General features: G+C 67.4%; 20 protein-coding genes. 11 read left to right on the top strand and 9 right to left on the bottom strand.

Features of this window, described 5'->3' with window-relative positions; genetic code table 11:
* Nucleotides 1-64 precede the first annotated feature (64 nt).
* The 7 genes from ACIGJG_RS09475 (at nt 65) to ACIGJG_RS09445 (ending at nt 6981) form a co-directional block, all read left to right on the top strand.
* Nucleotides 65-1213 carry an acyl-CoA dehydrogenase family protein gene (locus ACIGJG_RS09475; RefSeq protein WP_483672269.1) on the top strand — a complete coding sequence of 383 codons (1149 nt, stop codon included), beginning with the start codon at nt 65-67 and terminating at the stop codon, nt 1211-1213.
* Nucleotides 1214-1239: 26 nt separating this feature from the next.
* Nucleotides 1240-1755 (top strand): MaoC family dehydratase, encoded by a 516-nt coding sequence (locus ACIGJG_RS09470; protein WP_011297997.1) that lies wholly within the window; start codon nt 1240-1242, stop codon nt 1753-1755.
* 10 nt (nt 1756-1765) lie between these two features.
* Nucleotides 1766-2980, top strand: coding sequence for a thiolase family protein (locus ACIGJG_RS09465; RefSeq protein WP_041679967.1), 1215 nt, complete (start codon nt 1766-1768; stop codon nt 2978-2980).
* A gap of 13 nt (nt 2981-2993) precedes the next feature.
* Complete coding sequence (locus ACIGJG_RS09460) at nt 2994-3410, top strand: Zn-ribbon domain-containing OB-fold protein (RefSeq protein ID WP_140949543.1); 417 nt, start codon at nt 2994-2996, stop codon at nt 3408-3410.
* Nucleotides 3411-3464: 54 nt separating this feature from the next.
* The gene (locus ACIGJG_RS09455) at nt 3465-4487 is read left to right on the top strand and encodes a Bug family tripartite tricarboxylate transporter substrate binding protein (RefSeq protein ID WP_011297994.1); all 1023 of its coding nucleotides are present in this window, start codon (nt 3465-3467) and stop codon (nt 4485-4487) included.
* 6 nt (nt 4488-4493) lie between these two features.
* Nucleotides 4494-5699: a CaiB/BaiF CoA transferase family protein gene (locus tag ACIGJG_RS09450; RefSeq protein WP_140949541.1), complete on the top strand. Its 1206-nt coding sequence runs from the start codon at nt 4494-4496 to the stop codon at nt 5697-5699.
* Nucleotides 5700-5826: 127 nt separating this feature from the next.
* Nucleotides 5827-6981, top strand: a complete 1155-nt coding sequence (locus tag ACIGJG_RS09445; protein WP_483672268.1) for a CaiB/BaiF CoA transferase family protein — start codon at nt 5827-5829, stop codon at nt 6979-6981.
* Between the two features lie 35 nt (nt 6982-7016).
* Here ACIGJG_RS09445 and ACIGJG_RS09440 read toward each other — a convergent pair whose 3' ends face one another.
* The 6 genes from ACIGJG_RS09440 to ACIGJG_RS09415 form a co-directional block, all read right to left on the bottom strand.
* A complete protein-coding gene (locus ACIGJG_RS09440; protein WP_011297991.1) occupies nt 7017-7817 on the bottom strand; it encodes an SDR family NAD(P)-dependent oxidoreductase in 801 nt (266 codons plus the stop codon).
* 35 nt (nt 7818-7852) lie between these two features.
* Nucleotides 7853-9115 carry a CaiB/BaiF CoA transferase family protein gene (locus ACIGJG_RS09435; RefSeq protein ID WP_483672267.1) on the bottom strand — a complete coding sequence of 421 codons (1263 nt, stop codon included), beginning with the start codon at nt 9113-9115 and terminating at the stop codon, nt 7853-7855.
* A 157-nt stretch (nt 9116-9272) separates the two neighbouring features.
* Nucleotides 9273-10733, bottom strand: coding sequence for an aldehyde dehydrogenase (locus ACIGJG_RS09430; protein WP_140949538.1), 1461 nt, complete (start codon nt 10731-10733; stop codon nt 9273-9275).
* A 59-nt stretch (nt 10734-10792) separates the two neighbouring features.
* The gene (locus ACIGJG_RS09425; RefSeq protein ID WP_140949537.1) at nt 10793-11848 is read right to left on the bottom strand and encodes a zinc-dependent alcohol dehydrogenase family protein; all 1056 of its coding nucleotides are present in this window, start codon (nt 11846-11848) and stop codon (nt 10793-10795) included.
* A complete protein-coding gene (locus ACIGJG_RS09420; RefSeq protein ID WP_220630715.1) occupies nt 11836-12768 on the bottom strand; it encodes an alpha/beta hydrolase in 933 nt (310 codons plus the stop codon). The genes ACIGJG_RS09425 and ACIGJG_RS09420 overlap by 13 nt, the downstream gene beginning before the upstream one ends.
* A gap of 33 nt (nt 12769-12801) precedes the next feature.
* A complete protein-coding gene (locus ACIGJG_RS09415; RefSeq protein WP_483672266.1) occupies nt 12802-14130 on the bottom strand; it encodes an MFS transporter in 1329 nt (442 codons plus the stop codon).
* Nucleotides 14131-14540: 410 nt separating this feature from the next.
* Here ACIGJG_RS09415 and ACIGJG_RS09410 point away from each other — a divergent pair, with 410 nt between their 5' ends.
* From ACIGJG_RS09410 to ACIGJG_RS09395, 4 genes are all read left to right on the top strand, one after another.
* Nucleotides 14541-15350, top strand: a complete 810-nt coding sequence (locus tag ACIGJG_RS09410) for an enoyl-CoA hydratase/isomerase family protein (protein ID WP_483672265.1) — start codon at nt 14541-14543, stop codon at nt 15348-15350.
* Between the two features lie 68 nt (nt 15351-15418).
* Nucleotides 15419-17377 (top strand): AMP-binding protein, encoded by a 1959-nt coding sequence (locus tag ACIGJG_RS09405; RefSeq protein WP_483672264.1) that lies wholly within the window; start codon nt 15419-15421, stop codon nt 17375-17377.
* A gap of 13 nt (nt 17378-17390) precedes the next feature.
* Nucleotides 17391-18572 carry a CaiB/BaiF CoA transferase family protein gene (locus ACIGJG_RS09400; RefSeq protein WP_483672263.1) on the top strand — a complete coding sequence of 394 codons (1182 nt, stop codon included), beginning with the start codon at nt 17391-17393 and terminating at the stop codon, nt 18570-18572.
* 187 nt (nt 18573-18759) lie between these two features.
* A complete protein-coding gene (locus ACIGJG_RS09395; protein ID WP_140949532.1) occupies nt 18760-19323 on the top strand; it encodes a lecithin retinol acyltransferase family protein in 564 nt (187 codons plus the stop codon).
* Here ACIGJG_RS09395 and ACIGJG_RS09390 read toward each other — a convergent pair.
* Genes ACIGJG_RS09390 through ACIGJG_RS09380 form a run of 3 tightly spaced genes read right to left on the bottom strand, consistent with a single transcriptional unit; the run spans nt 19253 to nt 25215 of the window.
* Nucleotides 19253-20764: an efflux transporter outer membrane subunit gene (locus ACIGJG_RS09390; RefSeq protein WP_220630712.1), complete on the bottom strand. Its 1512-nt coding sequence runs from the start codon at nt 20762-20764 to the stop codon at nt 19253-19255. The two genes, ACIGJG_RS09395 and ACIGJG_RS09390, sit on opposite strands and share 71 nt — an antisense overlap.
* 18 nt (nt 20765-20782) lie before the next feature.
* Nucleotides 20783-22000 carry an efflux RND transporter periplasmic adaptor subunit gene (locus tag ACIGJG_RS09385; protein ID WP_483672262.1) on the bottom strand — a complete coding sequence of 406 codons (1218 nt, stop codon included), beginning with the start codon at nt 21998-22000 and terminating at the stop codon, nt 20783-20785.
* Nucleotides 21997-25215: an efflux RND transporter permease subunit gene (locus ACIGJG_RS09380; RefSeq protein WP_483672261.1), complete on the bottom strand. Its 3219-nt coding sequence runs from the start codon at nt 25213-25215 to the stop codon at nt 21997-21999. The genes ACIGJG_RS09385 and ACIGJG_RS09380 overlap by 4 nt, the downstream gene beginning before the upstream one ends.
* Nucleotides 25216-25359 lie beyond the last annotated feature (144 nt).

Raw genomic sequence — 25359 nt, 5'->3', positions numbered from 1 at the left:
CTCTACTCTTCCAATACGCGCCGCATACATGCAGGTCGGCGCAACCCAACAACGGAGAGACGAAGTGCAACCGAACTTCCTGAATGAATCCCAGGCCCTGTGGCTCGACACCGTGAACCGCTTCATGGACAACGAGGTCACGGTCGAATACGTACGCAAGTGCGACCAGAACCGCGACTATCCGTACGAGGCCTACGACAAGATCGCGAAGCAGGGCTGGCTGGGCCTGCTGTTCAGCGAGGAAGAGGGCGGCGCGGGCGGCGACATCTTCGACTACACGCTGATGGCCGAGGGCCTTGGCAAGTTCGGCTTCGACTTCGCGGCCGCGGTACTGGTGCCGACCTTCACGGCGATGAACATCGGGAAGTACGGCACCGCCGCGCAGAAGGACAAGTACATCAAGCCGTTTATCGACGGCAAGATCCGCTTCTCGGTGTCGATCTCCGAGCCCGACGCCGGCTCCGACGCCTCGAACACCAAGACCCGCGCCCGCCGCGACGAGAACGGCGACTGGATCGTCTCGGGCCAGAAGCTGTGGTGCAGCGGCGCTGCGGCGAAGGACACGGTCATTGCCATGCTGGTGCGCACCGATGCCGACAACAAGCACGGCGGCCTGTCGGTGCTGCTCATCCCGAATACCACGCCGGGCCTGGTCATCAACAAGCTGCCGACGCTGTCGCGCCACGCCACGGGCACCACCGAGATCTTCCTCGATGAAGTCCGCGTGCCGGCCGACGCCCTGCTGGGCGAGCAAGGCCAGGGCTGGGAAATCATTACCAAGCACCTTGAACTGGAGCGCTGCGCGGTGGCCGCCGCCTATGTCGGCAACGCGCAGATGGCAGTGTCGAAGGCCACGCAGTACGCCCACGAGCGCATCCAGTTCGGCAAGCAGCTGTGGGACTTCCAGGTGCTCAAGCACATGCTGGCGGACCGCCAGACCGAAGTGGATGCCGCGCGCCTGCTGTGCTACCGCGCTGCGCAGATGGCGGCGGCCGACGTGCCGTGCAGCCGCGAGGTGTCGATGGCCAAGCTGTACGGCTCCGAAACGCTCAAGCAGTGCGCGCTGACGGGCATGCAGGTGCTCGGCGGCTACGCCAACCTGCCCGAAGCCGACATGGAGCGCTACCTGCGCGAAAGCGTGCAGTCGACCATCGGCGGCGGCACCTCGCAGATCCAGAAGACCATCATCGCCAAGTCGATGCGGATCGGCTGAACCAGACGACATAGAAGGAGAAAGACATGAGCGACACGAGCAAGCGCATCATCAACAACCGCATCGACCAGACGTATGACGAACTGGAGATCGGCCAGGTGTTCCGCTCGGGCGGGCGCACCGTCACCGAGGCCGACGTGGTCAACTACTGCGCGCTGACCGGCAACTGGATCGAGATCCACTCCAACACGCACTACGCGTCGAAGACCCGCTTCGGCCAGCGGCTGGTGCAGGGCTCGCTGACGTATTCCATCGTCACCGGCCTGATCCAGTTCGGCCTCGGCATCCAGGCCAACTATGGCATCGACAACATGCGTTTCCGCAACCCGGTGTACATCAACGACACCATCTACGCGGTATGCGAGGTCATCGGAAAGAAGGAGAAGGACGAGAAGTACGGCGTGATCAAGTTCCGCATCAGCGCGATCAACCAGAATGGCGACCTGCTCCAGCAGGGCGAATGGAGCCTGCTGATGCTGCGCAAGCGCGAGGACCTCGACGCGCTGATCGCGTCGTCGCTGCCCGAACTGAAGGCGGCCTGAGGGCGGCATGATGTCGACGAAGCCAGTCGCCGCGATTGTCGGGATGGGGGACGCCTACGCCTCCCGGCAGAATCGCAAGGACCCCCTTCAGCTTGCGGCCGAAGCCACGCGGCGCGCGCTGCGTGACGCGGGCATCCGCAAGGAGCAGGTCGACGCGGTCTACACGGGCCGCTCGCCGTGGGCCGACAAGCGCTCGCAGTGGAGCAACATCTTCATCTCGCACATGCAGATGCCAGTGAAGCGCACCACCGAGATCACGATGCACGGGGCCGGCCTCACGGCGACGCTGGCGGTGGCCGCGGAGATGATCGCGGCCGGGCAGGCCGAGTACGTGCTGTGCCTGCAGAGCGATGCGACGGAGCTGTTCGTCGACGCCGTCGCCATGGGCGCCGAAGCCGACGCCGATCCGCAGTTCGAAGTGCCGTACGGGCCCATCATCCCGGCGCTGTACGGGCAGGCCGCCTGCCGGTATCTGCACGAGTACGGCCTGACCGAGGCCGATCTGGCCGACGTGGCGGTGTCGAACCAGCGCTGGGGCATTCACCATCCGCACGCGGCCAAGGCGCGCTTCGGGGAAGTGGACCGCGAGACGGTGCTGGCGTCGCCCTACGTCGCCAGTCCGCTGCGGCGGTGGATGTGCTCGACGTGGGGCGGCGGCACCGGCGGTGCGCTGGTGGTCACGTCGCCGGAACGGGCGCGGGCGATGCACGCCGATCCGGTCTACCTGCTCGGCTACGGGTCTGCCACGACGCACGAATACCTGACGGACCGCATGAACATGCGCGCGTGCCGGTTCCCCGAACTCGGACCCATGCCCAACCTGACCCACACGGCCACGGCCGCCGCGGCGAACCAGGCGTTCGGCATGTCCGGTTTGTCGCGCGCGGATATCGACATGGCGCAGATCTCCGTGAACTTCGCGCACATGGGGCCCATCGTCATGGAGGACCTGGGCTTTGCAAAGAAGGGCCGCGGAATCGACTTGTACCGCGAAGGCCGCACCGGCATCGACGGCGACCTGCCGACCGATACCAATGGCGGCTGGCTGTCGTTCGGCCAGCCGGGCATTTCCTGCAACATGGACAGCCTCGTCGAAGCCGTGCGGCAGTTGCGCGGCCAGCCGCTGGGCGCGGCGCCGCAGCGCAGGCCGAAGACCGTGCTCGTGCAGGGTGCGGGCGGCATGCTGGCGGCCGGCAGCGTGGTGCTGCTGTCATCGACAACCTGAACGGGAGCACGTGATGATCCAGACCAAAGACGGCTGGCCACAGCCTTACGCGCTGCTCGACGCCCAACCCTACTGGGAAGGGCTCGCGGCGGGGCAGTTGAAGTACCAGCGGTGTACCAGCTGCGGCGAAGCCGTATGGCCCGCACATTCGTTCTGCCCCCATTGCGAGGCGGACGATGGCGAGGGGCTCGTGTGGCAGGAAGCAAAAGGCACCGGCACGCTGTACTCGTTCAGCACCGTGATGCGCGGGCCCACGCCGGCGTTTGCTTCGATTGCCCCGTACACGGTGGGCTTCGTGGAGATGGACGAGGGCTACCACCTGTTCGCGCAGATCGAGGGAGTGCCCGAAACGCTGCACATCGGCGCGCGCATGACGGCGCGGCTAATCGAGCGGGGGGGGCAGCGCCTGCCGGTCTTCGCTGCAGCCTGACGCTTCGCCGGCCATCCGGCAAGACATGTATAAAGAGACATAAGGAGGAGACCCATGACCGACCCCCGTGAACGGGATCGCCGGCGGCGCTGGCTACGCACGGCGGGCGCCGCCTGCGCGGCCGGCTGTGCGGCGATGCTGCTGCCCGGGCTGGCACTGGCGGCGGCCGAACCGTGGCCGACGCGCCCCGTGCGCATCGTCATTCCGCTGGCCGCCGGCTCCAGCGGCGACTTACTCGCGCGCCTGCTGGCGCAACGGCTCGAAGGCATGTGGAAGCAGCCGGTGATCGTGGAGAACCGGCCTGGCGCAGGCGGTGTGATTGGTACCGAATACGTGGTGAACGCCACTGACGGGCATACGCTGCTGCTGGGTACGCAAAGCTCGATCCTGCCGAAGTTCACTACCAAGAACCTGAAGTTCGACCCGACGACCGACCTGGTCCCGGTGTACAAGGTCATCAACTACCAGCTTGTGGTCGCCGCCAACGACGGCACTGCCGGCAAGGCGAAGACCATGCGTGGGCTGGTCGACCTGAGCCGGCGCGATCCGAATGGCCTGTTCTTCGCGGGCACCGGGCGCACGTCGATCTTCAACCTGACGATGGCGCTGCTGAACAAGTCGCTCGGCATGAAGTACGCACCGCTCGACTTCAACAGCGTGACGGCGATGAACATGGCGGTGATGCGCGACGATGCGCAGTTCCTCGTGAACACGCCAAGCTCGATGAAGTCGCAGATGGAGGCGGGCAAGCTGCGGCCGATGGCCGCCATCAGCGCCGAGCGGTATGCGGACCTGCCCAACGTGCCGACGCTGTCGGAGGCCGTGGGTTACAAGGGCTACCTGCCGCTGCTGTGGGCCGGCATGTTCGTGCCGAAGTCCACGCCGCCGGCCCTGGTGGACCGGATCGCGCGCGATCTCCGGACGCTGTCGGCGGACACGCAGTTCAGGAGCCTGGTGGAGTCGCGCCTGAGCGGCAGCATGGTGGCGTCGTCGCCGGGCGCGTTTGCCCAACAACTGAACGAAGAGGTCGCGGTATGGAAAGGCCTCTTCGCCGAACTCAACTACAAGCCGGAGTAAGCAGCCATGCGTGACCTTCCTCTCGATGGCGTGGTGGTCGTGGAACTGAGCGACAGCGCCTCGGCGCCGTTCGCCGGCCAGATCCTTGCGGCGCTGGGCGCCGATGTGTGGAAGATCGAACGTCCCACCGGCGATTCGGCGCGCGGCTGGGGACCGAGCAAGTGGAAGGGCAGCGGTGCCGCCTTCCATGCGATCAACCAGGGCAAGCGCTTCATCAGCCTCGACATCAAGGACCCGGACGACCTCGCCACGCTGCATCGGCTCATTGCCGAGCATGCCGACGTGTTCTTTCACAACCTGCGTCCGGGCTCGGCCGCGCAATACGGACTGGACCCAGACAGCCTGCGCGTGACCAAGCCCGAACTGGTCTGCTGCGAGGTGGGCGCGTTCGGCCACGCCGGTCCGCTGAACCAGGCGCCAGGCTACGATCCGCTGATGCAAGCCTTCGCCGGCATCATGAGCGTGACGGGTGAGGACGGACAGGCGCCAGTGCGCGCCGGCGTGTCGATCGTCGACTTCGGCGCCGGCATGTGGGCCGTCATCGGCATCCTCGCCGCGCTGTGCCGGCGGCAGCGCAAGCACGTGGGAGCGACGGTCAACAGCTCGCTGCTGGAGACGGCCATTGCCTGGATGACAGTGGGCATTGCCAACTACAACGCCGACGGTGACACGGGTGGCCGGCATGGCTCGGGCGTCGGCTTCATCGTGCCGCACCGCGCGTACGACACGGCTGATGGCCATCTGGTGGTCAGTTGCGCCAACGACCGGCTCTTCGCGCGCCTGTGTGCCGCGCTGGACCGGCCGGAGTGGGCCACCGACCCGCGCTTTGCCACCAACGATGCGCGCCTGCGCCACCGCGCGCAGATCGATGCCCTGATAGGCGGGCGGCTGGCCGAACATCCACGCGCGCACTGGCAGGAAGTGCTCGGCGCCGCCGGCCTGCCGTGTGCGCCGGTGCAGACCACCAGCGAACTGGTCAACCATGAGCAGACACGGGCGCTGGGCATCATCGGCAAGCCGTCCGGGGACGATCTCGCGCTGGTCGGGCTGCCGCTGCTGTTCAACGGCAGGCGGCCGGGACCGCTGTCGGCGGCACGCGACGTTGGCGAGGACAATGCGGACCTTGACAGGCTGATGACGTCGCGGCGCGGCCGGCGCGAGGCGGAGCCATCGGGCGGCGAGGCCGTGCTCGACGCGAGGATCGCGGAGTAGACGCGGCGGCTAGACCGCCATGACTGTCGACACGGTGACCGTGGCTACCCGAAGAGGCGGCGCGGTACGCGAGGTAGACCCGGCTCGTCCGCGAGCCGGGTTTTCAACGCTTGAGGAGACCAATACGATGCGCAAAACCCAGGGCCCGCTCGCGGGCGTCAGGATCGTGGAGCTGGGCGGCATAGGGCCCGTGCCGTTCTGCTGCATGCTGCTTGCGGATCTCGGCGCGGACATCATCCGCATCGACCGTCCGCCCGGCCACGACGGCGGGCAGCCCGGCGATCCGCGCTTCAACCTGCTCAACCGCAGCCGGCGCAGCGCCGCACTCGACCTGAAGAAAGCCGAAGCGAAGGACGCGGTGCTGAAGCTCGTCGGCCAGGCCGACGCGCTGGTCGAGGGGTTCCGGCCGGGCGTCGCCGAGAAACTGGGGCTCGGACCCGAGAACTGCCTCGCGGCGAACCCCGCGCTGGTCTACGGCCGCATGACAGGGTGGGGCCAGGACGGGCCGCTTGCTCATGCGCCCGGCCATGACATCAACTACATCTCGCTGACCGGCGTGCTGCACGCGGTCGGCACCGCCGGCGGCCCGCCGGTGATTCCGCTCAATCTGGCGGGGGACCTCGGCGGCGGCTCGCTGTACCTGGCGCTCGGCGTAGTGTCGGCCATCCTTGAAAGCCGGCGCTCGGGCAAGGGCCAGGTGGTGGACGCCGCGATGGTCGACGGCTCCGCCTCGCTCATGACGCTCTTCTACGGCATGTTCGCCAGCGGCTACTGGAAGGACGAGCGCGGCACCAACCGGCTCGATTCGGGCGCGCCCTGGTACAACGTCTACGAGACGCAGGACGGCCGCTGGATCAGCGTGGGGTCCAACGAGGCGCGCTTCTGGCGCCAGACGCTAGAAGTGCTCGGGCTGGACGAGGCGGAGATGCCGGACCAGCACGACCGTTCGCGCTGGCCGGAGGTGCAGGCGAGATTCGCGGAAATCTTCCGCACGCGTACGCGCGACGAATGGTGTGCGCTGGCCGAAGGACGGGAGGTCTGCTTCGCGCCGGTCATGTCGCTGGCGGAGGCGCCCGGCCATCCGCATCTGCGGGCGCGCGGGACGTTCGTCGAGCGGGACGGTGTCGTGCAGCCTGCGCCCGCCCCGCGCTTCAGCCGCACGCCCGGCGCGATCCAGAATTCGCCAGCCCGCCCCGGCGAGCATACCGACGTGGTGCTAGGCGACTGGGGCTTCAGCGCACCTGACATTGCGGCATTGCGCGCGGCCGGCGCCATTGTGTGAGGCGGCGGGCCGCGCAGCCGGTCTTCAGCAGATCGTCAGTGAATCGTCAGCCCGCCGGTCGGGCTGATGGTCGCCCCAGTCAGGTAGCGCGACTCGTCGGAGGCGAGGAAAGCCACCACCTGGCCGATATCCTCCGGGCTTGCCACGCCGAGCGGGCTGCTGGCGATGATTTTCTCGTACTGCTTGCGGTGCCGGTCCGACACGCCATCGGTGCGCTCGAACGCGGCCTTCCAGGAGGGACTGTCGCGCACCACCGTCACGCATACACAGTTCACGCGGATGCGGTCGCGCGCGAGTTCCTTCGATAGCACCTTGCTTGCGCTGATCAGGCCGCCGGCAAAGGTGGCCACCGCGGTCTGCGTCGGCGTCGGCACGCGCCCACCTTCCGAGGTCACGAAGACCACCGCGCCGCCGCCGCGCTCGCGCAGGAAGGGCAGGGCCGACTGCACCGGCAGCAGCTTCGCGGCGGTGTTCTCCGCCACCACGGCGCAGACGCGCGCGACGTCGATATCGCCAAACGGCCCGCGCACTTCCGGGCGGCGCGCCTCGTCGTCGTTGCCGCCGGCATTGGCGACCACGATATCGATGCCGCCGTGGCGGCGCGCGGTCTCGGCGGCGAGCGCATCCATGTCGGCCTTCACGCGGACGTCGCCGGGGATGAAATCGCCCTGGCCGCCCGCCTCGCGCAGTTCGGCGAGCACCGCGTCCGCCTTTGACGCGCTCCTGCCGCTGATGACCACCAGCGCCCCGCGCGCCGCGAGCTGCAGTGCCACGCCCCGGCCGATCCCGCCGGTGCCGCCGGTGACGATCGCCACCTTGCCTTCAAGATTCTTCATTGCTGGTTCCTTGCTGTGCTTTCACTGTCTTCCGGTCAGACGATGCCGTCGGCGCGCAGCGCGGCGACCTGCCGCGCATCGAGGTGTAGCCAGTCGCGCAGCACCGCGTCGGTATGCTCCCCGAGCCGCGGCGGCACCCTCGCCTCGGGCTCGGGCACGTCCGACATCTTGATCGGGTTGCCGACCACCTGCACCGGGCCCCACGCCGGGTCCTGGACCGTCATCAGCATCTCGCGCGCGGCGACATGCGGGCAGTCGAACAGGTCGGCCACGTCGTTGACCACCGACGCTGGCACGCCGCCCTCGCGCAGCAGGTCCACGGCTTGCGCGCGCGTGCGCGTGGCAAGCCACGCGTCGATATGCGGATCGAGCGCGGCACTGTGCTTGCGGCGCTCGATGCCATCGGCGAAGCGCGGATCGTCCACCAGGTCCGGCTTGCCGATCACCTCGCAGAAGCGGCGCCAGATGTGCTCGCCGAGCACCGCGATGACGATATGGCCGTCGCTGGCGCGGAACGGCCCGAACGGCGCTGTCACCGCGGGTACGCCCGGCGGCAGCGGCTGGTGCAGGGCCGAGTACATGGTGACCGAGATCTCGTTCTGGACCAGCGAGGCGTCGTACAGCGAAATGTCGACCTTCTTGCCCCGCCCGGTACGCTCGCGCTGGTACAGGGCCAGCAGCGCGCCTTGCGCAGCGAGGATGCCGCCCTGCAGGTCGGTCATCGAAAAGCCGAGATAGGTCGGCCGGTCGTCCTGCCGTTCGGGCCGGTACATCAGGCCGCTGAGCGCCTGGCCGACGATGTCGAGGGCCGGGTGGTCGGTGTAAGGGCTTGGCTTCACATCGGTGTGGCCAAAGCCGGAAATGGCAACGTAGATCAGGCGCGGGTTGCGCGCGCGCAAAGTGTCGTAGCCGACGCCGAGGCGGTCCATGACGCCCGGGCGCAAGTTTTCGATCACGATGTCGGCGCTGGCGATCAGTTCGAGGAACAGCCGCTTGCCCTCGGGCTGCTTGAGGTCCAGCGTCAGGCTCTTCTTGTTGCGGTTGGTGCGCAGGAACGACAGCGCGTGCGGGCTGCCGTCCTCCGCCATCCTGACGGGGCTGGTGCTGCGCGCGAAGTCGCCGCCGGCCGGGGCTTCGACCTTGATGACCTCGGCGCCCGCGTCGGCGAGCCACATGGACGCGAACGGGCCGGCGACGAAGTTCTCCACGGCCAGCACGCGCACGCCCTGGAGCGGGCGGTCGGGGGTGGGGTGTTGGTCCTGCGTGGCCGCCGTGGCGCGGCCGGTTTCGGTGTTCAAGGCTGTCTCCTTTGCATCTTCCGGACGAGTTTGATGCAAGGGTAGAGCGCCCCGGCCGCGCGGCCAACTTGCCATTTTCGAAGCTGCGATTCGGAAGACCCGAAGGACGACCCGAAGCGGGCGGCGGACATTCGCCCGCTTCGGACGGCCGCCATCGTCAGCTCAGCACGATGGTCTTTGACTCCATGAAGGCGGTCAGTCCTTCGACGCCGCCCTCGCGGCCGATGCCGGACTGCTTGAAGCCGCCGAATCCGATGGAGAAATCGGTGCGCGGGCCGTTGTGGCCTACGGTGCCCGCGCGGATTTGCCGCGCTACGGCGAGCGCGCGGTCGCGGTCGTTGGTGAAGACGGCGGCGTTCAGGCCGAACGGCGTGTCGTTCGCCATGCGGATGGCACTGGCCTCGTCGTCGGCAGGGATCACGCTCAGCACGGGACCGAAGATTTCCTGCTGGGCGATGCTCGAGCGGTTGTCGACGTTGCCGAATACCGTCGGCTCGAAGAAGAAGCCGCGCGCGAGGTGCGGCGGCCGCTTGCCGCCGGTCGCCAGCACGGCGCCTTCGGCCACGCCCATGGCGACGAAGCGCTCGACGGTATCGCGCTGGCGGGCATTGGCGAGGGGGCCCGAGGTGGTCGTTGCCGCGAGCGGGTCGCCTAGCACGATCTCCCGCGCGATGGCGGACAGTGCCTCGACCATCGCGTCGTGCTTTGCGCGTGGCACGATGATGCGGGTGAGGCTATGGCAGATCTGCCCGGAGTTGTAGCTGAAGTAGGAGTTGCCCAGCGTTGCCGCAGCGGCTTCGACGTCGTAGTCGTCGAGGATGACGGCGGGCGACTTGCCGCCGAGTTCCAGCGTCACGCGCGCCACGCGGTCGCCGGCGATGGATGCGATACGGCGGCCGGCCCCAGTCGAGCCAGTGAATGTGATCTTGTCGACGTCCGGGCTGCGCACCAGTGCCTCGGACACGTCGCGTTCGGCCGTGATGACGTTGACGACGCCCGGGGGCAACCCGACTTCCTCGCAAACCTGAGCGAACAGGTAGCCCGAGCACGGCGCCTCGGGCGGCGACTTGATGACCAGCGTGCAGCCCGCCAGCAGTGCCGGCGCTGTCTTGTACGCGAGCAGGCCGGCGGGCCCGTTCCAGGGAATGATCTCGGCGACCACGCCCACCGGCTCGTAGACCCGATACGCGTCGTTCCCGGTGACAGACTGGCACGGCTGAGTGAAGGGAAAGGTCGATGCCATTGCCGCGTACTGTCGGAAGGCGCCGCTGATGAACAGCCCGATCCGTGGCTGCGCGACCTTGTAGACGATACCGGTTTCGAGCGACCAGATGCGGGCGAACTCATCGTTCAGCGCTTCCAGCCGCACGGCGATCTTCTCAAGGAAGCCGGCGCGCTCCAGCGGCGTCATGCGCGGCCAGGGGCCGTCGTCGAATGCCTTGCGGGCGGCGGCGACGGCGCGCTGCATGTCGGCCGACTCGGCGCGGGCGACTGTCGCCACGACCTGCTCGGTGGAGCAGTCCAGCACGTCGAAGACGCCGCCGGTGGACGGTTCGACCCATACGCCGTCGATGTACAGCTGGCGCGGGTGCTTGAGTTCGATAGTTCGATTCGTCATGGAATGGATCTCCGTTGCCCGCCGGGGCCGGCGGCAACCGTGAAAAAGGGGGGCAGGATTCAGAACAGGAACACGCCCTTGCCGCCCGCCTGCTGGTCGAAGTGCGCATAGGCCTGCGCGGCCTGGTCGAGCCGCCAGGTGTCGGTGAACAGACGGTCCACCTCGATGCCGCGTGTGGCGATAAAGTTGGCACAAGCCTTCATCTCGACTTCGGAGAACGTGAAGGAGCCAAGCAACTGCCGCTGCTTGCCGATCAGATCCTTCATCGCATCGAGCACCAGATTGCCGCCCACGGCCACCAGCGCGATGCGGCCCCATACCTTAGTGCTGCGCACGGCCTGAGCGCGCGGCAGCTCGCCGCCGGCACACTCCACCGCGCACGACGCGCCCTTGCCCCCGGTCAGCTTCAGTATCTCTGCGACCGGGTCGGACTGCGTGGCGTCGATCGCGTGTGTCACGCCGAAGTCTTTCGCGCGGGTCACGCGCGCTGCGCTGATGTCGACGCCGAACACCTCGACGCCCATCGCGGCGGCAAGCTGGGCCACCGACAGGCCGACCGGGCCAAGGCCGTAGACGGCCAGCGTGTCGCGGGCGCTGATGTCGAGCCGCAGCAAGGCGCCGTACGCGGTGCCGGTGCCGCATGCCACGGCGGCGCCGCCCGCGAACGACATCTCCTGCGGCAGGTGCACCAGCGATGACACCGGCACCTTCATGTAATCGGCATGGCCGCCATGCGCCAGCACGCCGTGGATGCGCGCGCCGTGGTCGCAGAGCTGCGTCCAGCCGGTGCGGCAATGGTCGCAGTGGCGGCAGCCCTCGTAGTGGAAGACCATCACGCGGTCGCCCACGCGGAACGCTTTACTGTCCACGCCCGGGCCGAGCGCAGCCACCACGCCGCACGGCTCGTGCCCGCCGATGATCCGGTCGGACGTAATGCGGTCCTTCAGGCCAAGCATCTCCAGCGATGCCGCCATGCCATGCCGGTAGTAGTGCAGATCGGTGCCGCACATGCCCGACGCCTTCATCTCGATCACGGCCTCGCCGGGGCCGGGCGTGGGATCGTCGAAGTGCGCCAGCTCGACCTCGCGGGCGCCCCGGAAGATCATCCCGCGCATCCGAGATGCTCCTTGTAGAACGGGATCAGCTTGTCGAGCGCCTTGCGCACGGGCTCGGGCTTGTCGTACAGGTCGTAGTGCGACCAGCCGTCGAGTACGACGAGTTCCTTCTTTTCCGAGCGTGCGCGGCCCACGATCTCGCAGCCGTCGCGGTAGGCGCCGAAGGCACCGACCTTGTCGCCGACCACCACCATCAGCGGCTGCGTCAGCAGGACCTCGGCCAGGTGGAAGGCATCCCATCCGGCTGCGGCGCCCTGGTGGGAGAAGAGCGAGCGGTTGGCGCCGTGTGGCTTCTGCCCGCGCGGCGTGCGGTAGTACTCCGTGGCCTCGTAGAGGTCGATCTCTGTCAGCCCGCGCTGTTTGGCTTCCTCAGGCGACGGCGGCAGCAGGTCGTCCACGCGCAGCGCGGTACCGCGTGCTTCTGCGGTGCGCTGCTGTGCCATGGCTTCCAGCGCGCCGATCGGATCGTAGCCGCTGAAGCCCTCGCGCATCAGGCGGCCGTAGTTGACGCCGGTGATGGTGCCCACGGCGCGGATGCGGCGCTCTGTCATGGCGGCATTGATCGAGTAGCCGCCACCGCCGCAGACGCCGAGCACGCCGATGCGCGCTTCGTCCACATAGGCCAGCGTCACAAGGTAGTCTGCGACCACGCGGAAGTCTTCCACGCGGAGTGTCGGATCCTCGATATAGCGGGGCTCGCCGCCGCTAGCGCCCTGGAAGCTGGCATCGAACGCGATGACGACGAAGCCGGCTTCGGCGAGCGCGGTGCCGTAGACGCTTCCCGAGGTCTGCTCCTTGCAACTGCCGATCGGATGGGCGCTGATGATAGCGGGGTACTTCTTGTTCTCGTCGAAGTCCGGCGGGAAGTGGAGGTCTGCTGCGATATCCCAGTACTGATGCTTGATGCTGACGGCTTTCATGATTTCACCTCTGTGGCGTAGCGGGTTGCGGACTCAGTCCGCAGTACGGTAATCCGCGCTTGGCGCGGCGTCGGGTTCCTGTGCCGGCTTCGGGATCAGGGGCACGAGAAGGATGGCGACGACGGCAGGCACGACGAATGCGTAGAAGTTCCAGTGCAGCGCGAGGTTCGAGCCGACGATCCAACCGCCAATCAGCGGACCGAGAATGGAGCCGAAGCGCCCGAACGCCTGTGACGCCCCGAGCGCGGAGCCGCGGCAGGAAGCCGGGAAGTACGTGGCGATGTAGCCGTAGATCAGTGTAGTCGTGCCGATGGAGCCAATGCCCGCGCCGAACACCGCGAGCATCAACCAGCCGAAGGCCAGCTTCTGGCTCAGCGCGAGCAGTGACAGGCCGCCGATGGCGAAGAACGGAATGATCACCCGTTTGGAGCCCAACCGGTCCGCCAGCCACGCACCGCCGATCATGCCCGCGACGGCGCCGAACTGCATCACCAGCAGGAACTGCAGCGACGACCCCAGCGGATAGCCGGCCTTGCGCATCAGTTGTGGAAGCCATGCGTTCAGGCCATAGACGATCAGCTGGACGCAGAAACTCACCATCCCGAACAACAGCGCCGAGGTGCGGAGTGCATCGGTTGCCAGGAGGCGGTACCCGCGCGTACCGGTCGCGGCCGCCTGCACCGCCTGGGCCCGTTGCTCCCGCGCCATTTGCTCCAAGTCGAGCGAATGGCGGGCGGCCAGGACGCGCGCCTCTTCCATGCGGCCGCGCTCGACGAGGAAGCTAACCGACTCGGGGAGCCACCTGTACATCACGGGCAGGATCAGCGCGTAGAGCGCGCCAAGCGCATAGAGCGTGCGCCATCCGTGTTCCTGCAGCAGTGTCATCGCCAGCAGCGCGCAGATGACGCCGCCCACGGAATAGCCTGTCAGGGTCAGCGCGTTGTACAACTGGCGCCGGTTCGCAGGCGCGTATTCGACCGTCAGCGCCACGGCGGACGGCACCACGCCGCCCAGTCCGATGCCGGTAAAAAAGCGCGCGGCACCCAGTGAAAACGGGGAAGCGGCGAGCGCGCAGAGGATGGAGCCGACCGAGAACCACAGCACGCCGGCCATGATGAGGTTGCGCCTGCCGACGCGGTCGGAAAGCGGGCCGGCTGCGCCCATGCCGACCATCAGCCCGGCGAGCGTCCAGCTCCCGATCATGCCGGCCGTCGCCGGCGTCAGGCCCCAGCCCGGCTCTTCCAGCAGCTTCGGGAGAGTGGCTCCGTAGACGATGAGGTCGTAGCCGTCGGCCACGATCGTCAGAAAGCACAATATGACCACGAACAGGCTGCTGCGGGCCGGCAGTGTTGATTGATGCACGTTGTCTCCTGGATGTCCTTGTTGTGAGTCCCGGCCAATGCAAGGTACGGATGGACTGCGGGCGATGCGGTGACCGGGACCACCGGAAGGGTAGTGGCGTGCCGGTGCCGAACCAATTGACCATTCTCGAAACAGCGATTCGTCAGCGATGAAGCCGGCGGTGTGCCGGCTTCGCGGCGCGTGAACCGGCGCTTCGGAAAAGGCCAGTTGGCGCGCGCGGCGTGCGCCCCTACGCTTCGATGCATGGCGCCAAACGGGATGCCCTCGCAGGAAAGGGCATCTGCTATCGCACCGCCCGTCCGCGCCTGATCTTCCAGAGTACGGAACATCGGTCCGGCTGCTATTGGAGCCATCGAGCCAACCGCGTGTAATGGGGCACGTTGCCCCATCATTTTTCAGGACATTCCACCATGCGTTACGAAGACTTCCAGTTCATCCTGTTCGACCGCCAGCCGGATGGCGTCCTGCTCGCCACCCTGAACCGGCCCGAGGTGATGAACGCGACCAACGCCCGGCTTCACTGGGAACTGACGAAGCTGTGGGGGGTCGTCAATGAAGATCCGTCGGTCAAGGTGGTGGTGGTGACGGGCGCGGGCGACCGTGCGTTCTCGGCGGGCGGCGATCTGGCGTGGGTCGAGGAGATGGTCGGCAACCCCGAGGCTGTGGCAGTGGTGAAGAAGGAGGCCGCCGAGATCGTCTACAACATGCTGGCCTGCGAGAAGCCGATCATTTCGGCGATCAATGGCACCGCGGTCGGCGCGGGGCTTGCGGTCGCGCTGCTGGCGGACGTCAGCATCATTGCCGAATCGGCGCGATTCACGGATGGCCATGCCCGCCTCGGCGTGGCGGCGGGCGACCATGCCGCCATCATCTGGCCGCTGCTCTGTGGTGTGGCCAAGGCGAAGTACTACCTGATGACCGCGGACTTCATCGACGGCAAGGAAGCTGAGCGCCTGGGGCTGGTGACGTTCTGCGTGCCACAGCAGGCTCTGATGGACCGCGCGCTGGCCGTGGCCCAGTCGCTCGCGCGCGGCAGCCAGACGGCGATTCGCGCCACCAAGATGTCGATCAACAACTGGATGCGGATGGCCGGGCCGATCTTCGACGCCTCGCTGGCCGCGGAGATGCTGGGCTTCCTCGGCGCAGACGCGCGCGAAGGCCTCGACGCCGTGCGCAACAAGCGCGCACCGCAATTCCCGTCCGCGAAGCTGCCTGGCTGAGTGACACGGCCTTAAGTCGACATTGCGGCGATCTTGAGCCATCGCCCCGAGAGATTTTGAAGCGAGACATGATGGATACCGAAGCCAACACCTGGAAGCCGGGCCCGCGCGAGTTGCAGGCCTCCGGCATTGCGCAACTGATGCGCGCGTTCGACTTGACGCGATATGACGACCTGCTCGAACTCTCGCGCAATCATCCCGACCGCTACTGGCAGGTGGCCATGCAGCACTGCGGGATCGTGTGGGACACGCCGCCGACGAGCTACCTCGATCCGGCATCGCCGCGCGAATTCCCCCAGTGGTTCCCGGGCGGGCGACTGAACTGGGTCAATACCGTGCTGGCGTGGACCGACGACTCTCGCACGCGCGATCAGGCGGCTGTCGTCGCGGAACGGGAGGACGGCGAGGTCCAGACAGTCAGCTATGCGGAACTCGGCACGCGCGTGCGCCAGTTCGCGGGCGGCTTGCAGGCGCTCGGCATCGGGCGCGGCGAGCGCGTGGGCCTGCTGATGGAGAACGGTATCGAGGCGACGGTATCGCTGCTGGCGCTCGCGTCGATCGGGGCGATCGTCGTGCCTTTGTTCAGCGGCTTCGGCGTGGACGCCATCGTCGCGCGGCTGTCGGCGGCCGAGGCCACTTCGGTGATTGCCTCCACGGGCTTCAGCCGACGCAGCAAGCGCATCGACGTGGAAGGGACGCTGCGCGAAGCGTGGGCACGGCTGCCCGCGCTCAAGCGCGTGGTCTGGAAGCAGGCTGGCGCGGCGCCGGCGGCCGGACCGCAGGATCTCGACTGGCAGGCAGTGATGGCGTCGGGCGCCGGAAGACTGGCCGAGCCTGTCACGCTGGGGCCGCAGGATCCCTTCATGGTGATCTACACGTCGGGCACGACCGGCAAGCCAAAGGGTGTCGTCCATACACATGGCAGTTTCCCGCTCAAGATCGCCCATGATGCGGTAGTGCACTTCGATGTGGCGCCGGGCGACGTCTTCTGCTGGCCCGCCGACATGGGCTGGATCGCCGGCACGCTGGTGCTGGGCTGCGCGCTGCTGCGCGGCGCGACGCTGGTCTGCTACGACGGCGCGCCCGATTACCCGAGCTGGGCACGTATGTCGCAACTGGTGGAGCGGCACAAGGTCACCCATTTCGGCTCGGCGCCGACGCTGATCCGGGGCCTCGCCAGCAACGAGCAAGTGGCGCTGCAAGGCGACGTGTCCTCCGTTCGCCTGTTGATCACAGCCGGCGAGGGCATCGATCCCGAGCATTTCTGCTGGTTCCAGCGGACCTTCGGGCGCGGCACGCAGCCGCTGATCAACTACACGGGCGGCACCGAGGTGTCGGGCGCGCTGCTGTCGAGCGTCGTCGTACGGCCCATCCCGCCGAGCGGTTTCAACACGACCTCGCCGGGGGTGGATGTGGACGTGGTCGACGCGGGTGGCACGCCATTGACCGGTACGGTGGGTGAACTGGTGATTCGCCAGCCTTTCGTGGGCATGACGCAGTCGTTCTGGCAGGACGCGGAGCGCTATCTCGATACCTACTGGCACACCATTCCCGGCTTCTGGGTGCATGGCGATCTGGCGTTGCGCCGGCCGGACGGCACGTTCTTCATGATGGGGCGTTCCGACGACACGCTGAAGGTGGCCGGCAAGCGGCTGGGGCCTGCGGAGGTGGAGGAAGTCGTGCTGGAACTGCCGGAAGTCTCGGAAGCCGCAGCAATTGGCGTGGACGACAAGGACAAGGGGCAGCGGCTGGTGGTGTTCGTCATCGGCGAAACTGGCGGAGCTGCTGACGCCGATGCTGTCGCGTCCCGCGTGATCAGCCATGTCGACAAGCGCCTCGGACGGCCATTCCGGCCGAGCGCGGTGCACGTCGTGAATCAGTTGCCGAAGACGCGCAGTTCCAAAATCATGCGCCGCGTGATTCGCAGCGTGTATTGCAACACGCCGCCGGGCGACCTCTCGTCGCTCGACAACCCCGCGTCGCTCGACGAGATCCGCGCGGCATCGGGCACCGGCCCGCAGGCATGAGGCGGGCAGAAGAATGAAAGTTCTCGAAGGCATCAGGGTCCTGGATTTCGGCAGGTTCATCGCCGGCCCGTTCTGCGCGGCGCTGCTCGCCGACTTCGGCGCGGACGTCATCCGTATCGATCGCGTCGGCGGCAGCGAGGACCGCTTCGTCGCGCCGGTGACCAGTGAAGGCGAGGGCGCGTTCTTCCTGCAGGTCAACCGGAACAAGCGCTCGATCACGCTCGATCTCGACAGCGAGGAGGGGCGCGCGGTGGTCCGCAAGCTGCTGTTGAACACCGACGTAGTCGTGGCGAACATGCCGCCGCGTACCATTGCGGCGCTCGGCCTCGACTATGAGAGCCTGCGCAAGGTGAAGCCCGACATCATCCTGACCGCTTCGTCGGCGTTTGGCGCAGACCCGGCCGTGCGCGACCGTGTCGGCTTCGACGGCGTCGGGCAGGCGATGAGCGGGGCGGTGCACCTGACGGGGCTGCCGGACCATCCCATGAAGTCGATGGTGCCGGTCGTCGATTTTTCGACCGCGCTGTGCTGCGCGCTCGGGACCATGATGGCGCTCTACGAACGCAAGTCGAGCGGGCAGGGGCAGGAGGTCGGCGCGTCGCTGCTGCACACGGCGCTCACGCTGTCCAGCGGCAGCCTGATTGAGGAAGCGCTGCGCGGACTGAACCGGCAGGCAACCGTCAACCGTAGCCCGACCTATGGCCCGTCGGACATCTTTCGCGTCAAGGATGGCTGGATCATCGCGCAGGTGATCGGCCCCGCGATGTTCAAACGCTGGACGCGCATGGTGGAGCGGCCGGAACTGCTGGATGAACCGCGTTTCGCGGACGATGCGCTGCGCGGCGAGCATGGCGAAGTCCTCAGCGACATCATGTCGGACTGGTGCGCTGGCCGGACGCGCGAGGAAGCGCTGGCGATGCTGGAGGACGCGCGCATTCCGGGCGGTCCGGTCAACACGCCGCGACAGGCGCTGGAGGACGAAGTCGTCCGCGCCTCCGGCGCGTTCCATGGCGTTGACTACCCGGGCGCAGCGGCGCAGGTACCGCTCGTTGCCACGCCGGTGTCGCTGTCGCGCACCGCGCCGGCCATCGCCCGGCGTCCGCCGACGGCGGGCGAGCATACCGAGGAAGTGCTGCGCGACGCGGGCTATGCGCCCGGCGAGATCGTGGCACTGCGCGAGCGGGGCGTGATCTGAGAATACCGAGAGGCCAAGCACGAAGCGACAGCAGGTAACCGCATTCCCTATGGATAGTACTGCCGGGCTTTGATTCCAATGCGTCATATATAAGAATACTTATGAACATTAGAAATATGTTTAATTGTTGTTAATGCATGGCGGTCCCTACGCTTTGACCAAGGATCAGTTGTTCAGGCGGTGAAATATGGACCGAACAAGCGCTTCTCGAAATGGCGGCGCCGATGTACTGGCGGCGGTGTGGGGCTCCTGGAGCGGCATGGAACCGCCCATCGGTGCCCATCTTGTCACCCCCCGGCACGGCTACAACCACCACGGCATCTACGTGGGCCACGACAAGGTTGTGCACTACGCGGGCCTGGCGGGGGCGCTGCGGCGCGGCCCGGTCGAGGAGGTCAGCCTCGCGGACTTCTCCGCCGGTGGCGCAATCTGGATCGCTGCCGGTCCGCCTCCGAAGTACGTTGAGCAGGAGGCTGCCAAACGTGCGCGCTCGCGGCTCGGCGAGGATTGCTACCGAGTCTTGAGTAATAACTGCGAGCATTTTTGTACGTGGTGCCTGTATGGCAAGAGCGAGAGCGAGCAGGTACGGGCCCTGATGCTCAATCCATGGGTCGCGCTACGCATCGTGACCATCCTGTTCGGCGCCTGGCTGGCGTCGGCCGCGCAGGTTTCGCCGGTTCTTACTCATGCGGTAGTGGCACTGACCGCGCCACTGGCCCCGTGCCTTCCCAGCCACCTCCGAGCGCCTTGATGAGCCCCACGCTCGCCGTCAACTGACGCCGGCGCACACTCTCGAGCGCGCGGTCGCTGGAAAGTGAGGCCGCCTGCAGGACATTGACGTCGAGGTAGGCCACCGCGCCTTTCCGGTAGCGGTCCAGCCCGATAGACAGGGCCCGGCCAGAGGACTGCGCCGCAATCCGCTGGCTTCGCGCTTCGTCCTGCAAGGCCTGGATGGCGGCGTAGCCGTCTTCGACTTCCTGTACTGCACGTAGCACCGTGGACCGGTAGTCCGCGGCGCTGGCGTCAAACTGCGCGCGGGCGCTGTCTTCACCGGCGCGGCGGCGCCCGCCGTCCAGCAGCGTGCCGGCCAATGCCGGCCCGATGGCCCAGAAGCGGCTTGGTGCGGTCAGCCAGCTTGCCAGGCTTGAGCTTTCCAGGCCGCCGCCCAGCGTCAGCATCAGGCTGGGGAAGAAGGCGGCCCGCGCGACCCCGATCTGCGCATTCGCGGCCGCCACCCTGCGCTCGGCCGCGGCGACATCCGGCCGGCGTTCGAGCAGTTGCGAGGGCAAGGCGGCCGGGACTGGCGGCAGCTGTTCCGGATGGGCTGTCCCATCAGCCGGCGCAAGCGAAAACCGGCTTGCCGGTTCGCCCACCAGCGTGGCAAGGGCGTGTTCGAGCTGCGTCCGGTTCAGGCGCAGGTCCGACAGCTGGGCGCGGGTGCTTTCCAGCTGGGCGCGGGCCTGGGCGACGTCGCCCTCCGTGGCGATGCCGCCGCGGTATCGGTTCGTTACCAGCTCAACCACGGATGTGTATGCCTCGATGGTCTGCTGCAGCAGTGCTGCCTCTCGATCGAGCGAGCGCACGCCGAAGTAGTCGTCGGCCAGCTCCGCCTGCAGGCCCAGACGCACGGCCGCCACGTCTTCCGCGCTGGCCTGTGCGCGCGCCTCGGCCGCATCCACGGTGCTGCCGATACGGCCAAACAGGTCCGGCTCCCAGGAGGCGCCCACGCCAAGCAGGTAGTCATTGGTGGTCTTGCCCGCCAGCGATCGCCCGACGACATTGTCAGAGACACGACTCCTGCTGAATGCCGCGCCGGCTGTCACGGTAGGAAAGTAGGCCGACCTGGCGGCCCGCGCCTGGGCCTGCGCATCCTGCAGTTGCGCCACGGCCTTGCGCAGGGTCTCGCTCGAGACCTCGACGCGCGCTTCCAGGCGGTCCAGGGTCGCGTCGCCATAGGCGCGCCACCAGTCAGGCGCGATCGCGTCGGGGCCACCGGGCCTGGCCGGGCTGGCGCCGGCCTCCTTGTAGGCGTCTGGCAGGTCTATGGGGGGTGGCCGATAGGGCGGGGCGGCTGCGCATCCGGCAAGCAGGACCACGAGCCCCGTTGCCAGTGCCCGCCCGGCCTGGTGTCTGAGTGTTCCATGCCTGGCAGGCTGCTTTTTGCGGTGTTCCGTCGCGGACGTGTTGAGCATGATGGGATGGCAAAGCGATCAGGACGACCGGGCCGCACCGGCCTGGTCGGCAACGACACGTACCGGGGTGCCAGCCATCAGGCCGTCACCCGGGTTGACGATGACCTGCTCCGTGCCTTGCAGCCCGCCCAGCACTTCCACGTGGGTACCGAAGTCACGGCCAAGCGTGATGTTGCGAAGTTCCACGCGCCCATCCTTGCCGACCACGGCGACGCTCGGACCTGCGGGGCGGAACGCCAGCGTGCTGGCCGGCAGGTCGAAGCCAGCAGTGTCCGCATTCGTGCTCAGGTGCACCTCCGCATAGGCGCCCGGCAGGATGCGGCCGCCGTGGCTGTCGACCTCGAGTTCGACCCGCAGGCTGCGCGTGGCGGCATCGAAGGCACCGGCATTGCGCGTCACCGTGGCGGCAAACCGCTCGCCTGGCGATTGCGGCAGCGTCAGCCATGCCTGCATGTCCGGGCCCACCATCGCACTGGCGTCCTGGGGAAGCTGTATGTAGACCCGCAGCGTGCCGCCCGCCGAGATGTGGAACAGTTCACGGCCCTGGCCGGGGGCGCTGCCGGCATCGACCAAGGCACCGGTATCGACATTCCTGGCGGTAATCACCCCGTCGAATGGCGCGCGAATCTCCGTGTAGGACGCAAGTTGCGCGAGGCGCGACGTATTCGAGCGCGCCGATGCCAGTACGGCAGCCTTGGCCTGCATGTCGGCGATCTTCTGGTCGGTCTCTTGCTGCGCGACGGAGTTGGACGCCTGCAGGTCCTTCCAGCGGTCCGCAGTGCTCCGCGCCAGCGCGTAGTTGGCGGCGGCGGTCGCTTCGTCGGCGCGTGCCTGGCGCAACTGGTCAGCCACTTCCGGCGCGTCGATCTCGGCCAGCAACTGGCCCTTCTTCACCGGCGTACCGAGGTCCGCATACCAGCGTCGCAAATAGCCGTTGACGCGCGCATAGACCGCTGCATCCTGATAGGCCCGCACATCTCCGGGCAGGACGATTTCGCGCATCGCCGCCGCATGCCCGGGGCGCACGATCCTGACGGCCGGCACCATCGTCTGCGCGGTGCGCTGGGCCAGTGCAGCGTGCGCGTGCAGCCTGGGGACGATCCCGGCGGCCAGCGCATAGGCGAGGACGGCCGCGGCAGCCAGAATGAGGCGCCCCCTCCCGCGCTCGGCAGGTGGCGGGCAGGCAGTTTCAGGCGGTGCATTGTCAGCGGTTTCCCGCAGTGTGGGCAGTGTCATACCAGACCTTTTTCATCAGAGCCAAGTGCCGAATGCGCGGGCGTTGCAGCGGACCGCGTGCCGAGCCAGGTGTGGAGCATCGCGAAGAAGACCGGGACCAGCACCAGCGTGGCGACCGTGCCGCAAGCCAGGCCGCCGATCACGGCGCGCCCGAGCGGCGCGTTCTGGGCCCCCGCGCCGCCGGCGCCAAGTGCCATCGGCACCATGCCGAACAGCATGGCCAGCGCGGTCATGACCACCGGGCGGAAGCGGCCGGCGCCGGCATCGAACGCCGCCCGGAATGGTGTTTTCCCCTGGGCAAGCAGTTCGCGCGCCCGGCTGACCACCAGGATGCTGTTTGCCGTGGCGATGCCCACGCACATGATGGCGCCGGTGAGGGCAGGCACGCTGACCGTGGTGCGCGTGACAAACAGCATCCATGCGATGCCGGACAGCGCGGCCGGCAATCCGCCCAGAATCGCCAGCGGGTCGAGCCAGGACTGGAAGTTGACCACCATCAGCAGGTAGACCAGCACGATGGCCGCGGCAAGGCCTCCCACCAGTCCGGAAAACGAGGTCCGCATGGTCTGGACCTGCCCGCGCACCACCAGGTCGGATCCGGGCGGCAGGTCCTTGCGCACGCTGGCGACAATGCGGTCGATGTCGGCCGCCACGGCGCCCAGGTCCCGGCCCCGCACAGCCCCGAAGATATCCAGCACGGGCTGCACGTTGTAGTGCGACACCACGCCTTGCTGGCTGGTGCGGGTCACGCTGCTGAAGAGTCCCAGTTCGCCGGCACCGCCAAGCCTTGCCGTGGCGGCGCCGAGCCCGAGCGGGATATTCGACAGCGTCTCCAGCGACCCCATCGCATATTGGGGCACCGACACCGTCAACGGATAGCTCACCCCGTTCTTCGGATTGAGCCAGAAGTTCGGCGAGGTCTGGCTGCTGCCGGAAAGCGAGATCAGCAGGTTCTGCGCGACTTCCCGTTGCGACAGCCCCGCTTGCAGTGCGCGCGTGCGGTCTACATTCACCGTGAGTGCCGGCTGGTCGGCCGGCTGCTGGATATGCAGGTCCGACAGGCCAGGCACCGCCGCGAGCTTCCCGAACAGCCGCTGCGCGACCACGCGGTTGCCGTTCAGGTCATTGCCGACGATCTGCACGTCGATCGGCGCGGGCAGTCCGAAGTTCAGGATCTGGCTGACCATGTCCGAGGGCAGGAACGAGAAGCTCACGCCGGGAAACGCCTTCGGAAGCAGGGCGCCGAGCCTGTCGACCACATCCGCCGTGCCACCGCTGCCGGGCTTCAGCGACACCAGGATCTCCGCATCGGCGGTGCCGATCGGCAGCGCGGAATCGTAGGTCAGGTTGATGCCGCTGACCGGCAGGCCGATGTTGTCGACGATGCCGGACACGCGTGCCGGGCCGACCTCGTTACGGATGGCCGTCTCCACCTCATCGGCAATGCGTGCGGTTTCCTCGATGCGCGTGCCGGTCCGCGCACGCATGTGCAGGCGGATTTCGCCGCTGTCCACGCTGGGGAAGAAGTCCTGGCCAAGAAAAGGCACCAGGGCCATGGAGCCGGCGCAACCCAGCGCGAACACGAGCACGGCACGCCTCGGGTGAGCGAGCGCGGTGCCGAGCAGACGGCTGTAACGCGCGCGCAACGCCTCGAATGCCAGGTCGAAGCGGTGGTGCAGGCCTGCAAAGAACCGCCGCACGCGGCCAGCGGTGGCGGCGCCGTTCCCTTTGGTGGCTTCGCTGCGCAACAGGTAGTGGGCAAGCGTCGGAATCAGCGTGCGCGACAGGAAGTAGGAGGCCATCATCGCGAACACCACGGCTTCGGCCATCGGCACGAACAGGTAGCGCGCCACGCCGCTCAGCATGAACATCGGCAGGAACACGATGCAGATGCACAGCGTGGAGACCAGCGTAGGCAGCGCGATCTGCGCCGATCCGTCCAGGATCGCCTGTTCCAGGGGCTTGCCCATTTCGCGATGGTGCGTCACGTTCTCGATCGCCACGGTGGCGTCGTCCACCAGCACGCCCACGGCGAGCGCCAGCCCGCCGAGCGTCATGATGTTCAGCGTCTGGCCCAGCGCCGACAGCGCGATCAGGGCCGCCAGCACCGACAGCGGAATCGTGACCGCAATGATCAGCGTGGAGCGCCAGCTGCCCAGGAACAGCAGGATCATCAGGGCTGTCAGGCAGGCGGCAATGAGCGCCTCGTGCAGGACTCCGTCAATGGCCGATTGCACGAACACGGACTGGTCGGAGATCGGCTGCACCTGCAGTGATTTCGGCAGCCCTGCAGTGACCTTCGGCAGCAAGGCCTTGATCTGGGCAATGATCGACAAGGTCGAGGCGTTGCCGCTTTTCTCGATCTCCAGCAGCGCGGCACGCTTGCCGTCGCGGCGCACCAGATTGGTCTGCGGCGCATAGCCATCGCGCACATGGGCCACGTCCCGCACGTAGATGGTGCCATCGCGGTCGCTTCGGACCGGCAGGTCGTTCAGCGCCGCGACGGTCTGCGTGCTGCCGTTCAGGTCGACGCGGTACTCGAGCGCGCCGATCTTGGCCGTGCCGCCCGGCAAGATCAGGTTCTGGGCATTGATAGCGTTGACCACGTCCAGCGGCGACAGGCCGCGCGCCTGCAGCGCACGCGTGTCGAGATCCACCATCACCTGCCTGACCTTGCCGCCGTAAGGCAAGGGGATCGATGCGCCCTGCACGGTAGCGAGCTGCGTGCGGATAAAGCTGTTGCCGAGATCGTAAAGGTCCTGCTCTGGCAGGCTGTCGCTGCCCAGCGCGAGCCGCAGGATGGGCACCGTCGAGGCGCTGTAGCTCAGGATCAGCGGCGGTGTGGTGCCCGGCGGCAAGCTCTTGAGCATCGACTGTGCGCCCGACGAGGCCTGGGCAATCGCGCGATTGATATCGGCGCCGGGATGGAAGAAGACCTTGATGACCGCCACGCCGGGCAGCGTCTGCGATTCGATATGTTCAATGTCGTCGACGCTGTTGGTCAGCGAGCGCTCATATACCGTCACCATCCGCTGCGCCATGTCTTCGGCGGAGAGGCCGTTGTAAGTCCACACCACGCTGACCACCGGGATATCGATCGACGGAAAAATGTCGGTAGGCGTGCGCAGAATCACCAGCGGGCCGGCCAGCAGCAGGCAGATGGCCAGCACCACAAAGGTATAAGGCCGGCTCAGGGCGAGCCTGACAATCCACATTTCATCCCCCAGAAGGCTGCCTGGCCCGCTGAATGCGACGGCCTGGCATGTCGACCGGATTCTAGGAAGGCAGGGGTGCGCCGGACGCCAACAGAACGATTACAGTCTTGTCATCCTGAGCGGCAAGCAGCGCCGCTATCATCG

Source organism: Cupriavidus sp. C1SS-2L, from assembly GCF_057073735.1.
This window is presented reverse-complemented; position numbering and strand designations above follow the sequence as displayed.

Coding starts and splice junctions, on each gene's coding strand:
- ACIGJG_RS09440 (WP_011297991.1), bottom strand. CDS start 7,817: ATGAAGAATCTTGAAGGCAAGGTGGCGATCGTCACCGGCGGCACCGGC.
- ACIGJG_RS09385 (WP_483672262.1), bottom strand. CDS start 22,000: ATGACACTGCCCACACTGCGGGAAACCGCTGACAATGCACCGCCTGAA.
- ACIGJG_RS09455 (WP_011297994.1), top strand. CDS start 3,465: ATGACCGACCCCCGTGAACGGGATCGCCGGCGGCGCTGGCTACGCACG.
- ACIGJG_RS09445 (WP_483672268.1), top strand. CDS start 5,827: ATGCGCAAAACCCAGGGCCCGCTCGCGGGCGTCAGGATCGTGGAGCTG.
- ACIGJG_RS09450 (WP_140949541.1), top strand. CDS start 4,494: ATGCGTGACCTTCCTCTCGATGGCGTGGTGGTCGTGGAACTGAGCGAC.
- ACIGJG_RS09420 (WP_220630715.1), bottom strand. CDS start 12,768: ATGAAAGCCGTCAGCATCAAGCATCAGTACTGGGATATCGCAGCAGAC.
- ACIGJG_RS09395 (WP_140949532.1), top strand. CDS start 18,760: ATGGACCGAACAAGCGCTTCTCGAAATGGCGGCGCCGATGTACTGGCG.
- ACIGJG_RS09410 (WP_483672265.1), top strand. CDS start 14,541: ATGCGTTACGAAGACTTCCAGTTCATCCTGTTCGACCGCCAGCCGGAT.
- ACIGJG_RS09390 (WP_220630712.1), bottom strand. CDS start 20,764: ATGCTCAACACGTCCGCGACGGAACACCGCAAAAAGCAGCCTGCCAGG.
- ACIGJG_RS09425 (WP_140949537.1), bottom strand. CDS start 11,848: ATGCGCGGGATGATCTTCCGGGGCGCCCGCGAGGTCGAGCTGGCGCAC.
- ACIGJG_RS09460 (WP_140949543.1), top strand. CDS start 2,994: ATGATCCAGACCAAAGACGGCTGGCCACAGCCTTACGCGCTGCTCGAC.
- ACIGJG_RS09470 (WP_011297997.1), top strand. CDS start 1,240: ATGAGCGACACGAGCAAGCGCATCATCAACAACCGCATCGACCAGACG.
- ACIGJG_RS09380 (WP_483672261.1), bottom strand. CDS start 25,215: ATGTGGATTGTCAGGCTCGCCCTGAGCCGGCCTTATACCTTTGTGGTG.
- ACIGJG_RS09430 (WP_140949538.1), bottom strand. CDS start 10,733: ATGACGAATCGAACTATCGAACTCAAGCACCCGCGCCAGCTGTACATC.
- ACIGJG_RS09400 (WP_483672263.1), top strand. CDS start 17,391: ATGAAAGTTCTCGAAGGCATCAGGGTCCTGGATTTCGGCAGGTTCATC.
- ACIGJG_RS09465 (WP_041679967.1), top strand. CDS start 1,766: ATGTCGACGAAGCCAGTCGCCGCGATTGTCGGGATGGGGGACGCCTAC.
- ACIGJG_RS09405 (WP_483672264.1), top strand. CDS start 15,419: ATGATGGATACCGAAGCCAACACCTGGAAGCCGGGCCCGCGCGAGTTG.